Origin of the sequence: Staphylococcus caprae, from assembly GCF_002902725.1 — a bacterium.
GTDB lineage: Bacteria > Bacillota > Bacilli > Staphylococcales > Staphylococcaceae > Staphylococcus > Staphylococcus caprae.
The window spans coordinates 30554-42233 of sequence record NZ_PPRT01000042.1 but is presented as its reverse complement, the minus strand read 5'-3'; the positions used below and the strand labels follow the sequence as shown (position 1 = coordinate 42233).

The following is an 11680-nucleotide window of genomic DNA, read 5'->3' as shown; positions in this document are numbered from 1 at the left end:
CAGTAGAGGTAATGCTCAAAGTTATACTAAAGATAAGCATAAGTCTCACGCTTATGGCAAAGTTTGGTTATTCTTTATGTATTATTGGATTATATTTGGGATTGGTTGTTACTTTGGCCAATATTTACCTATGTCTTGGCGAAGACCATTATCTATAGCATTATTTGTTATTTTACTAGCCACTTTATTTATTAAACGAGCACGTAAGTACGGGATAGTCATTTCACATATATATGCAATCATTGTTGGTTTATTGTCATATGCTATGTTCACTTCTTATTTGCAAAATTTAGGAGCAGAAGTATTTTATAAAAATATACTACTCGCAATCGGCGCTTTTGTAGCATTCGGAATTGTGGGATATTTCTTAATTAATGATGCTTCAAGTATTGGCAAATATTTATTTGTAACATTAATCGCGTTAATTATTGCAAGTTTAATCGGTTTATTTATTCATAATTCGCTATTTCATACAGTTATAACAGTCATAAGCTTATTGTTGTTTTTACTTTATACGCTTTATGATTTTAATAGAATGAAAAGAGGTCAGTTTTCACCAAGAGAAATGGGATTCAATCTTTTTATCAATTTATTAAATATAATAAAAGATATACTAAGATTAGCTAATCGCTTTAAAAATTAAATTATTAAATCTATAATATGTGATATTCAAGATGTGGGTGTATTGGTTCCTAATGAGAAGAAATGAAGTTATATAATTGACTTGATCATTGTTTATTTAAAGGAATTTTAACGCCCCATCTTTTTATATACTATATAATTAGATGGAATAGACACATAAAAAACAATTGATTATATATATAATTTCATTTTTGATATATCATTCGTATTGTGTTAGATTGGCGCTTGTTAAATATGAGTGACGTTTAAATCATTTTTATATTAGGCTATTTAAATAGGAAAAGAGGTAAAGTAATGACAAATTCCTGTTTGCATATACTTTCTAAAAGCGAGTATTCGACAACTCGTTGCCAAGATGGGATTCTTTTATTTTGGCCAATAGAGGGAAGCATGCACCTTCAACAATTTAGAAAACATAGAACCTTAACGAACGAATTATATATCGTTAATAATATGGATGTATTTGGTATTAATAGTAATGGTACAACACTAGAAATATATATTTCTAGCGATTGGTTTACAGAGTTAGGATACAATTTCTTTGATTATCATTATACTGCTGAACTGATTAAATCTACGAATGAAGTTAAATATCTAATGGCTGAACTTGCATTAAATTTTCTTGATGATAATACTGATAAAGAGCATGAACTTATTAATAAAATTGTTGAAACACTTGCGAAAGAGGCAAGTATCGATAAAAAAATAGCCGAAGATCAATACATATATGCATTTTATGGAGACTTAAAAGAAGAATTAGATTATATATATAACCATATGAGTGAAAGATTGACTTTAAAAGATATATCAAATCAATTATATGTATCCAAGTCTAATTTATCCTCTCAATTTCATATATTAATGGGGATGGGTTTCAAAAAATATGTTGATACTTTAAAAATTAGTAAATCGATAGAGATGTTATTGACTACAGATAAAACGATTAGTCAAATCAGCGACAAATTAGGTTTTAGTAATGCTTCAACCTATTCAAAACAGTTTAAAAATTATTTAAGTGTTACACCCAACGAATATCGAACGATGAAGAAATATGATAAATACAATGGCTGTTCTGATGATTCAATACCTGATCATCGTAAAGCGCCGCTAAGAAAACTTATTCGTTCTGTCACACCTAATAACGTTTCTGATGCTTACGATAAAATTAAAATTGATGCCTCCCCTCATACAGAGGCATCAACTTTTTATTCAGTGATTCAAATTAATACTGTCGAGGAAATCAAAGTTCTCTTCTTAGAGGGTTTATATAAAAGAATTGGCTTCAAAGATTCTAATATTATCTTTTACTTTATGCCTCATTTATACGAATATAGCAATGATTTAACAGAAAACGAAAAAAATTATATCAGTCAGACCATTATCGAGAATGAATTACATGTCGCATTTCATATTGAAGAAATTGAACGTGTCAATGAACTAAAAGAGAGTTTCATGTGGGGGCTAAATCAATTCAGTGACAAATCCTCTGTGATAGATAAAGATTATGAAGTTCAATTCATTTTTAATTTAAAAGAAAAAGAAATACGCGATATTTATAGAGATATCTTAAAAATGCAAAACATGCCGTTGAAATACAAAGTAGGATTAGATATCAGTTGTATGGTTGATGATCCTACTCAATTTAAAGCATTAGAATCTCAAATTAAGAGATTAAAGTTTGATTATCTTTATATAGATAATGCGCAGTTAACTTCTCCTTATTTGATGGGGAGCAACGGGGGTCTGTTCCTAAAGAATATACTCCAATTGCAACACTTGAATGTTAATTTAGAACAGTTTGATTTTGACAAAGAGAATCTTATTTTTCTAAATTTAGTGAACCACCAATTATTAAATAATGAAGAAATTGATTTAAGTAATAGTGCTCCACTTTTATATCAATCTGTTGCTAAATTGAAAGAAAGCTTTTCTGGTTATGGATTAAACTTATTTTCTCACCCCAATCTATTTAACGCAGTTCATTTATTTGATGAAAATGGCTTTAAAACAACATTAGGACTTATATTTAATGATTTAAGTTGGATGATTAATCAAAATAAGTGTGAAAAACGTTTCTATAATATTGTAGAGAATGAAGACAGATATTTGCTTTATCTATTTGATTGGCGCGTGATTGAAAGTGAATCAAAAGGAGACAATTTCAATGATATAGAAGTTGATATTAGTTTTGAGGATCCACAATTAGCAGATGAATACATTTGTGTAATGGCTAAAATTGATAATGAAAGTGGTAATATCAATCACATTATTTCTCAAGAATTGCGAAGCAAATACGACTGGTCTACTAAGTTTCTAATTAAAGTTGAAGATAATTTTAAACCGTATGTTGAGATTTTTGAGCATGATTTTAAGGATAAGTCTTTAAAAGTGAATTTAAAATATAACGCTGTTTATCTCATAAAGATTTATAAAAAAGATAACAGATTAAAAAAGGCGTGACGCAATTCAATTTAAATTTATTGGTAATTTTGACAAATGATTAAAAACAAATGCCAAAGACAATGACTCATATATTTAGGATAATGTTACTATACATTGTCTACTTATATTTGGAGGTGCACGTCTTGAATGAACAGAAACTAGAAAAGCTACTAGATTTTTACAAACGATATAAAGCATTATCTGAATATATAGATAAAGAATATAAGTTGACATTAAATGATCTTGCTGTATTAGATTTAGCTAGAAAATATTGTTTAGAAGAACAAGTGCTCATGCAGGCATTTTTAAAAACAGCAATAAATGAATTAGAATTGAGTAGAACAAAATTATTGGTTTCAATTCGTAGATTGATAGATAAAGAAAGATTAAGCAAAGTGAGATCAACTAGAGATGAACGGAAAATTTTTCTATATATGAATGAGGATAACTTAAAGAAATTTAATGCTTTATTTAATGATGTTGAGAAATTCTTAGACATTTAACTTAAAGGTGTCGATGCTTAGTAATAGGTTTCATCGACATTTAAAATATATTTATAATATAAGTCTAGTTCTCGATGATAGGCTGTCGTCAAAGGTGTTCACTTTGATGACAGCTTTTTTATATCGATCATTGAAACGTCATAGTGAATGGGGGATGTTTGACGTTTAAAATATTGATATGGCAATGGTTTACATTGAATTATGTGATTTTACAAAAATTCATCCAAAATATATAATGAAGAGCATAGAGTACGAAAGTGAGATGACATTATGGGACGTAAATGGAACAACATTAAAGAGAAAAAAGCCCAAAAAGATAAAAATACAAGTAGAATTTATGCCAAATTCGGCAAAGAAATATATGTAGCAGCAAAATCTGGTGAACCTAATCCAGAATCTAACCAAGCATTACGTTTAGTATTAGAACGTGCTAAAACATATTCAGTACCCAACCATATTATCGATAGAGCAATCGATAAAGCGAAAGGTGCTGGAGAAGAAAATTATGACCATTTAAGATATGAAGGTTTTGGTCCAAGTGGCTCAATGTTAATCGTTGATGCTTTAACTAACAACGTTAACCGCACAGCTTCTGACGTTCGTGCTGCCTTTGGTAAAAATGGCGGTAACATGGGCGTGTCTGGTTCAGTCGCTTACATGTTTGACCATACAGCTACTTTTGGTGTTGAAGGTAAATCTGCCGATGAAATTCTAGAAACATTAATGGAACAAGATGTTGATGTGAGAGATGTTATCGACGAAGATGGTCTTACAATTATCTATGCAGAACCTGATCAATTTGCGCAAGTTCAGGATGCATTACGTGAATCAGGAATTGAAGAATTCAAAGTTGCAGAATTTGAGATGTTACCACAAACAGATATTGAGTTATCTGCAGAAGACCAAGCTACATTTGAAAAGTTAGTGGACGCACTTGAAGATTTAGAAGATGTTCAAAATGTATTCCACAATGTAGATTTAAAATAATGCAAACAGCACAAGAATGGATTCAACAACTTGAATTGATAGCCCATCCTGAAGGTGGATATTACAGAGAAACACTTCGAGATAGTGATGTAAATAGAGCGCCATATAGTAGTATATATTTTCTATTAACGCATGAGGAGATCTCACATTTTCACAGAATTGATGCCGATGAAGTTTGGTATCATCATGCTGGAGAGACTTTAACTATTCACATGATTATGCCAGATGGGGTCTATCGTACAGCTCGCTTGGGACGCAATATTTCTGACGGTGATGTACTGCAGTATTGTGTTCCTAAGGGTACGATTTTCGCTTCTTCGTTAGATGATAATGAAGGCTATAGCTTAGTCGGTTGTATGTGCCAACCTGCATTTGAGTTTGAGCACTTTGAATTATTTGAACGAAATCAACTACTTGAGCAGTATCCAAATTTGGAAAACATAATAAACAAGTATGCTATAAAGCATAAATAGAAGGCATGTCCATTTATTTTGGACGTGCTTTTTTATATGTCTTTTAGTGGAGCTCGTACTACATTAGTAAGTAAAATAGTAGTTGTTAGTGTCTTCTGTTGTTTGCCATTTTTTGTATGATTAAAGCATAGTATTTTTGTCGATTTTAAGTAAATTGCATCAATCTATAGTAAAATAGAGTTAATATACTTTTGAGAATTTAAATGTAAAAGTCATCAATCTAAAACATAAGATGACATTAACTAACCAGTTTAATATAATAAAAACAAGGAGTTGGTGACTGTGAAAGTAAAATATATAGATAAACGTCACTGGCGTCGCCTGATAGAGAGAGAGTATACAGAGGTTAAAGTTAATAATAATAGATTTAAAGGTATTATCGGCTTGGTCACGATGAAAAAGGTTCGTGAGCCTTTAGAGGTGACGGTAGTTGGACAAAATATAATAGTCGCAGATGACAATTATAAATGGTTGCAGATACTACCAGAAAAAAAGCGATACAGCATCACTGTCATGTTTGATGATAAAGGTCATCCGCTAGAATATTATTTTGATATTAATATAAAGAATATTACTCAAAAAGGAAATGCACGCACATTAGATTTATGTCTAGATGTCCTTGTACTACCTTCAGGTGAATATGAACTTGTAGATGAAGATGATTTGATGTTTGCGTTACAGAATAAACAAATTTCTAAGAAACAATATCATGAGGCGTATATTATTGCGCATCAATTAATGATTGAAATTGAAGAAAACTTTTCAGATGTGCAAGAAAAGGTTATGCGTTGTTATCATAAGATTAATCATAAGGCTCAAAAGAACAAACAGAAACGTCCTTTCAAACCGAGAAATAAACATAGACAGCACCGACGTAAGACAAATTAAAATATAAAAAGGACAATATTTTAGAAAGTTTATCAACTGAAATCTAAAATATCATAGCAAGATTTAAGGACAGAAATATTTAGGGGGACGCTATGAAAATTGATGATTATCGTTTACTCATCACATTAGATGAAACAAAGACGTTACGGAAAGCTGCTGAGATATTATATATTTCTCAACCCGCTGTAACACAACGTTTAAAAGCTATTGAAAGTTCATTCGGAGTTGAAATATTTATACGTACAAAGAAACAACTTATCACAACAACCGAAGGAGCTATGATTATTGATCATGCACGAGACATGTTAAAACGTGAACGCTTGTTTTTCGATAAAATGCAGGCACATATTGGAGAAGTGAATGGCACCATTTCAATTGGTTGTTCATCATTAATAGGTCAAACGTTACTACCTGAAGTATTGAGCTTATATAATACACAATTTCCAAACGTTGAGATACAAGTTCAAGTCGGTTCTACTGAGCAAATCAAAGCCAATCACCGCGATTATCATGTGATGATCACGCGAGGAAATAAAGTGATGAACTTATCTAACACGCATTTATTTAATGATGAACATTACTTTATCTATCCGAAAGACCGTCGTGAGGATGTTACAAAATTACCATTTATAGAATTCCAAGCAGATCCAATATACATCAATCAAATTAAACAATGGTATAACGATAATTTAGGACAGGATTATCATGCAACCATCACAGTAGACCAAGTTGCCACATGTAAAGAAATGTTATTAAGTGGTGTTGGTGTGACAGTTCTTCCTGAAATTATGATGAAGAATATTGATAAGAATATGTTTGAATTTGAAAAGGTAAGTATTGAAGATGAACCACTCATACGTTCAACATACATGAGTTATGATGGAAGTATGTTACAACTTCCACAAGTTGATTCCTTCGTGAATTTAATGTTGAACTTTATTCGTTAGTTTTTTAAGCAGTTTTCTAATATACTACAGAAAGTATATTTTATATAGAAGAATAGAGGTTGGAAAGATGTTTACAGCACTGTTGCAAATTAAGAACTATAAGTTATTTGTTGTGAATATGTTATTACTTGGCATGGGTATAGCAGTGACTGTACCTTACCTCGTCTTATTCGCAACAAAAGATTTAGGAATGACAACAACTCAGTATGGATTATTACTCGCCCTTGCAGCGATAAGTCAATTTACAGTTAATTCAATCATTGCAAGATTTTCAGATACATATAACGTCAATCGAAAGATACTCATTATATCTGCTTTATTCATGGGCGCAGTTAGCTTTTCAATTTATTTTTACGTACATCAAATATGGTTATTTATTGTCTTATATGCAATTTTTCAAGGTTTATTTGCTCCCGCTATGCCACAACTATATGCCTCAGCAAGAGAATCAATTAATATTTCCAGTTCACGAGACCGCGCGAAGTTTGCGAACACCGTTTTACGTTCCATGTTTTCACTTGGCTTTTTATTTGGTCCCTTTATTGGTGCGCAATTAATTGAATTGAAGGGATATTCAGGGTTATTTGGTGGTACAATTGCCATTATATTATTTACGCTCATTTTACAAATCTTTTTCTATCAGAATTTACCAGCTGAACAACAAATCTCCTCTCAACAACATGTTGAAAAGGCTGCACCAAACATGTTCAAAGATAAGACGTTATTGGTTCCATTTATAGCATTTATTCTATTACATATTGGTCAATGGATGTATACGATGAACATGCCATTATTTGTTACAGATTACTTAAAGGAAAAGGAAGGCTATGTCGGTTATTTAGCAAGTTTATGTGCCGGTTTAGAAGTTCCTTTTATGGTGGTACTAGGTATACTTTCTGCTAAACTTCCAACACGTACATTATTGATTATTGGTTCAATCTTTGGTGGTGCATTCTATTTTAGCATTGGTGTGTTTAAAAACTTCTATATGATGTTAGCCGGACAAGTGTGTTTAGCAATTTTCTTGGCTATATTGCTTGGACTAGGAATCAGTTACTTTCAAGATATATTACCTGATTTCCCAGGTTATGCCTCAACATTATTTGCAAATGCTATGGTCATAGGTCAATTATGTGGTAATTTATTGGGTGGTGCCATGAGTCATTGGGTTGGTTTGGAAAATGTATTCTTTGTTTCAGCTGGCTCAATTTTTGTAGGAATGGTACTGATATTCTTTACGAAAGATCAAAAAATAACTGAAGAAAATATGGAGTAGATCATTATGTCTGTCATTTTATGGATACTTATTATCCTTATGTTTATTTTAGCATTTGTAGGATTAGTCAAACCCATCATTCCTTCCATCCTTGTGATGTGGATAGGATTTTTAATTTATCAATTTGGTTTTAATGATGGTCATTTATCGTGGGTGTTCTACGTAGCAATGATTATCTTTACAGTGTTTATTCTTATTGCGGATTTCATGATGAATAAATATTTCGTGGCTCGATTTGGTGGGAGCAAGTTAGGTGAGTATACTGCACTTGCAGGCGTCATAGTAGGGTGCTTTGTATTTCCGCCTTTCGGTATTATTTTAGTGCCATTAGTAGCAGTATTTGTCGTCGAGCTATTGAATGGCTTTGATGTAAAAAACGCTTTAAAGGTAAGTTTAGGTTCAGTTGTTGCTTTTTTAGCGAGTACAGTTGCTCAAGCTATCATCATGGTAATTATGGTGATATGGTTCTTTATCGATGTGTTTTTATTTAATTAAATCATCGTTTTCTAATTATGAAAAGACTTACTTTCGGTAGCCTCAATTGAGGTGATCATACCAAAAGTAAGTCTTTTTTATACGCGTGTATTCGCGTCTTTATTATAGAAATGATGGTTAATATAGAACGCAATTGGCGTAATTACAATAGCAATAATTATAAAAGTCCAATTACTAACGTTAATATAAGGTCCAAAAGCTAAAAATGATTGTGGAATAAAAAACACATAAAATAGCGCGACTAAAAGTAGCGCAATCACGCCATAAGTGAGCCACCATACCCAATACGAATTACTGAAACATTGCAATTGCACGGTTCGAAAGCTCATCCATATAAAAAGGAAAATAATAAACAATCCTACAATAACAGTAATTGGGAAAGTATAGAGATATAAATAGTTACTATCGCCACCAATAAAAAAGCCGATAAATCCCTTTAAAAAGCAAAATATCCCAATTAAGAAAATGAAATTATGGTATATATATTTGAAAATATTCCTAATCGTTTCGTTAGGTAGCGACTTAAGTTCTTTTTTAGCATGTGCCTTAGGATCATGATCGAAGAACTCCATCGCAAGCATTCCCTTATCTTCAGCACGAATTAAATGCTTTAATATGCGATTTAACATCAGCTCAGAGTCATGAGGATTGACACTTAAATCGGCACGGATATACGTCATGTAGTTTTCAAATATCTCACGATCGGTATTGTTAAGTCGTAAAGATTTAACATTATTCTCCTTTGTTAATTGTGCTGTTGATTTCATGATAATTGAAGTGCTCCTTTATTGTCTGAAAATAAAACCAGTTAGACATCATATATTGATAACTCATCTACGTTTTACATGTTATTATGACTAATAATATCATAAATGTATTCATCATATCATTAACGATTGAGGTGTTTTTAAGATGAAAGTCATTACCATAGAAGATGAAATATGGTTGAACGAAATTGCGAAAATACATGAACATTTAATTTCTGAAAATGAATCCAATTATCAAGTTACCACAACGTCTATCTCTCTAAGATATGAAATGCTTAAAGCCCGTCTAAAATATTCTCAAGACGCGATTTTTGTCAGTGAACAAAATACTACTCTCGAGGGGTTTATATGGGCACACTATGAACCGCAAATGAGCGTTGTTCAAATTGAGGTATTATATGTTAAACCCGAATATAGAAAACAGAGCATCGCCACACATCTTAAAAACACGATTGAGGAATGGGCAATTTCTATAGGTGCGACAGTGATTGAAAGTACAGTGAATATTGATAATCATTCCATGATACAACTGAATAATCATTTAGGATATCATACAACGCATTTGAAAATGACTAAAAATTTAAAGGGAAAAAATGAATAAATTAAAAAATCATGTTAAAATAAATTGTATTTATAAGTACTTACAAAGGAGTCTATCATGAAAAAATGGTTAACTTTACTCTTAGCCTCAACTTTAATGTTAACAGCATGCGGTAAAAGTAACGAAAAAGCTTCTTTAGAAAAAAGCATTAATCAATTAGAGAAAGAGAATAAAGATTTAAAGAAACAAAAGAAAGACTTACAAACTCAAAAAGATAAACTCAAAGATAAGCAAGATCGTCTTCAGAAAGATATTGATGAACTGCCTGCTGAAGATACTTCAAAAAAATCATCTAAAGAGAGCAAATCAAATTCTAGTAAGGAAAATGGTTCAGACGAGGCATCTTCTAACGATTCAAAACAATCAACAGAAACATCGAAGTCAGATCAATCTAAAGCATCATCTAAGGACGCTAAGCAGTCCAGTGAACAGAATCAAAATGTTGATAAAAAAACACAGGACAAAGCGTCAACAAATAAAAACAAAGATTCAAAGAGCACGTCTAACTCATAACTTGCCATTTAATCAACGTTTGATGGTGCATTGAAGCGGGTATTATAATTGATAAATTACTCTAATGAATAATCAAATTAAACATTTAACATAGTTTTGGATTCAAAATTTCAAAAGATGACTGATTTTATACATCTTTAAGAGGAGAGATTAACGATGCATGAACAAGATTTTAATATTTTAGAAGGTAAAAATCTTACACTGCCTGAATTAGGGAGAGAATTAGAAAACATTACAGGACGTACAATCGTCGATTCAACTAGTGAAATTAAACGTGTCATTGCGCACCTACCAAACTTTGAATCGGATACTGACACATTCGTTGCTACTTATCGTTTAAATCATCAAAATGATTTTATCGATGCAACGTTTACTGCACCTAAAGAACAACGTGACCGATTAAAAGAAATTCCAGTTCACGTGGAATTAATTAGTTATATCTCAAAGGCATAAATCACTAATATTAATATTATTCAATTAGCGCGATATGAAAGTGGGGACAGCTTCATAACGCGTTAATTTTGTATTAAAATAAGGATATATTAAGCTTTTTCGGTAAAATGGAGTGTTTAACATGGGAACTTACATTGAAACTGAACGTTTAAAGTTACGTGATTGGGAAGAAAAAGATTTATTACCTTTTCAACAAATGAACGCGAACCGTCAAGTGAGAAGATACTTTCCAAGTTTATTAAGTTACCGTCGTTCTGAATTAGATATGAGGAAAATGGATGAGATTATAAAAGAAAAGGGAATTGGACTTTTTGCTGTCGAATTAAAAGAAACAGGTGAATGGATAGGATTCATTGGAGTGAATTATCTTCCTAAAGAGAGTAAATATCCTTTTAAAGAACTACCATTATACGAGATTGGTTGGAGACTTATTCCTGAAGTTTGGGGAAATGGTATTGCCACAGAAGGCGCTGAAGCTGTAATGGATTATGCGAGGGAGAAAGGAATTACTGAATTATATAGTTTTACTTCTGAAACCAATTTACCCTCTAGAAAGGTAATGGAAAAAATTGGTATGACATTCTTAGATAACTTTGAATTTCCTGACCTCAGCAAATACCACCCACTCAAACGCCACGTCAGATATTATAAAGAGTTACTTCCTTCACAAAGTGAAGGTTAGTAACTCTTATG

The 11680-nt window shown here is 31.7% G+C and carries 14 protein-coding genes; 13 read left to right on the top strand and 1 reads right to left on the bottom strand.

What is annotated here, in order from left to right; genetic code table 11:
- The 9 genes from CD155_RS09050 to CD155_RS09010 all read left to right on the top strand — a co-directional run.
- On the top strand, positions 1 to 643 hold a 643-nt coding region (locus tag CD155_RS09050), incomplete at its 5' end, for a Bax inhibitor-1/YccA family protein (RefSeq protein ID WP_103213123.1).
- Positions 644 to 936: 293 nt separating this feature from the next.
- Positions 937 to 3102 (top strand): AraC family transcriptional regulator, encoded by a 2166-nt coding sequence (locus CD155_RS09045; RefSeq protein ID WP_044466939.1) that lies wholly within the window; start codon positions 937 to 939, stop codon positions 3100 to 3102.
- Positions 3103 to 3227: 125 nt separating this feature from the next.
- Positions 3228 to 3587 carry a transcriptional regulator, SarA/Rot family gene (locus CD155_RS09040; protein WP_037541163.1) on the top strand — a complete coding sequence of 120 codons (360 nt, stop codon included), beginning with the start codon at positions 3228 to 3230 and terminating at the stop codon, positions 3585 to 3587.
- Positions 3588 to 3857: 270 nt separating this feature from the next.
- Positions 3858 to 4574, top strand: a complete 717-nt coding sequence (locus CD155_RS09035) for a YebC/PmpR family DNA-binding transcriptional regulator (RefSeq protein WP_070832503.1) — start codon at positions 3858 to 3860, stop codon at positions 4572 to 4574.
- Complete coding sequence (locus tag CD155_RS09030) at positions 4574 to 5047, top strand: cupin domain-containing protein (RefSeq protein WP_103213122.1); 474 nt, start codon at positions 4574 to 4576, stop codon at positions 5045 to 5047. The genes CD155_RS09035 and CD155_RS09030 overlap by 1 nt, the downstream gene beginning before the upstream one ends.
- A 282-nt stretch (positions 5048 to 5329) precedes the next feature.
- Positions 5330 to 5935, top strand: coding sequence for a ribonuclease FAU-1 family protein (locus CD155_RS09025; protein ID WP_037541165.1), 606 nt, complete (start codon positions 5330 to 5332; stop codon positions 5933 to 5935).
- A gap of 92 nt (positions 5936 to 6027) precedes the next feature.
- Positions 6028 to 6882 carry a LysR family transcriptional regulator gene (locus CD155_RS09020; protein WP_002441376.1) on the top strand — a complete coding sequence of 285 codons (855 nt, stop codon included), beginning with the start codon at positions 6028 to 6030 and terminating at the stop codon, positions 6880 to 6882.
- 67 nt (positions 6883 to 6949) lie between these two features.
- Positions 6950 to 8158 carry a sugar efflux transporter gene (locus tag CD155_RS09015; protein ID WP_103213121.1) on the top strand — a complete coding sequence of 403 codons (1209 nt, stop codon included), beginning with the start codon at positions 6950 to 6952 and terminating at the stop codon, positions 8156 to 8158.
- 6 nt (positions 8159 to 8164) lie between these two features.
- On the top strand, positions 8165 to 8653 hold the full coding sequence (locus tag CD155_RS09010) for a DUF456 domain-containing protein (protein ID WP_103213120.1): 489 nt from the start codon (positions 8165 to 8167) through the stop codon (positions 8651 to 8653).
- Positions 8654 to 8730: 77 nt separating this feature from the next.
- Here the strand turns inward: CD155_RS09010 and CD155_RS09005 are convergent, their stop codons facing one another.
- On the bottom strand, positions 8731 to 9420 hold the full coding sequence (locus tag CD155_RS09005) for a DUF1129 family protein (protein ID WP_002441382.1): 690 nt from the start codon (positions 9418 to 9420) through the stop codon (positions 8731 to 8733).
- Positions 9421 to 9565: 145 nt separating this feature from the next.
- Between CD155_RS09005 and CD155_RS09000 the strand changes: the two genes are divergently transcribed.
- The 4 genes from CD155_RS09000 to CD155_RS08985 all read left to right on the top strand — a co-directional run bounded on the left by CD155_RS09000 (position 9566) and on the right by CD155_RS08985 (position 11669).
- Complete coding sequence (locus CD155_RS09000; protein WP_103213119.1) at positions 9566 to 10021, top strand: GNAT family N-acetyltransferase; 456 nt, start codon at positions 9566 to 9568, stop codon at positions 10019 to 10021.
- A 57-nt stretch (positions 10022 to 10078) separates the two neighbouring features.
- Entirely contained in the window at positions 10079 to 10534 is a 456-nt protein-coding gene (locus CD155_RS08995; RefSeq protein WP_002441386.1) for an SA0632 family lipoprotein, read from the top strand.
- Between the two features lie 156 nt (positions 10535 to 10690).
- A complete protein-coding gene (locus tag CD155_RS08990) occupies positions 10691 to 10987 on the top strand; it encodes a hypothetical protein (RefSeq protein WP_002441387.1) in 297 nt (98 codons plus the stop codon).
- A gap of 121 nt (positions 10988 to 11108) precedes the next feature.
- Positions 11109 to 11669, top strand: a complete 561-nt coding sequence (locus CD155_RS08985; RefSeq protein WP_070832483.1) for a GNAT family N-acetyltransferase — start codon at positions 11109 to 11111, stop codon at positions 11667 to 11669.
- The last annotated feature ends 11 nt before the right edge of the window (positions 11670 to 11680 follow it).

Bases quoted from the DNA above. Each gene is read 5' to 3' on its own strand.
- CD155_RS09000 (WP_103213119.1), top strand. From the start codon at position 9,566: ATGAAAGTCATTACCATAGAAGATGAAATATGGTTGAACGAAATTGCG.
- CD155_RS09035 (WP_070832503.1), top strand. From the start codon at position 3,858: ATGGGACGTAAATGGAACAACATTAAAGAGAAAAAAGCCCAAAAAGAT.
- CD155_RS09010 (WP_103213120.1), top strand. From the start codon at position 8,165: ATGTCTGTCATTTTATGGATACTTATTATCCTTATGTTTATTTTAGCA.
- CD155_RS08985 (WP_070832483.1), top strand. From the start codon at position 11,109: ATGGGAACTTACATTGAAACTGAACGTTTAAAGTTACGTGATTGGGAA.
- CD155_RS08995 (WP_002441386.1), top strand. From the start codon at position 10,079: ATGAAAAAATGGTTAACTTTACTCTTAGCCTCAACTTTAATGTTAACA.
- CD155_RS08990 (WP_002441387.1), top strand. From the start codon at position 10,691: ATGCATGAACAAGATTTTAATATTTTAGAAGGTAAAAATCTTACACTG.
- CD155_RS09005 (WP_002441382.1), bottom strand. From the start codon at position 9,420: ATGAAATCAACAGCACAATTAACAAAGGAGAATAATGTTAAATCTTTA.
- CD155_RS09020 (WP_002441376.1), top strand. From the start codon at position 6,028: ATGAAAATTGATGATTATCGTTTACTCATCACATTAGATGAAACAAAG.
- CD155_RS09030 (WP_103213122.1), top strand. From the start codon at position 4,574: ATGCAAACAGCACAAGAATGGATTCAACAACTTGAATTGATAGCCCAT.
- CD155_RS09015 (WP_103213121.1), top strand. From the start codon at position 6,950: ATGTTTACAGCACTGTTGCAAATTAAGAACTATAAGTTATTTGTTGTG.
- CD155_RS09045 (WP_044466939.1), top strand. From the start codon at position 937: ATGACAAATTCCTGTTTGCATATACTTTCTAAAAGCGAGTATTCGACA.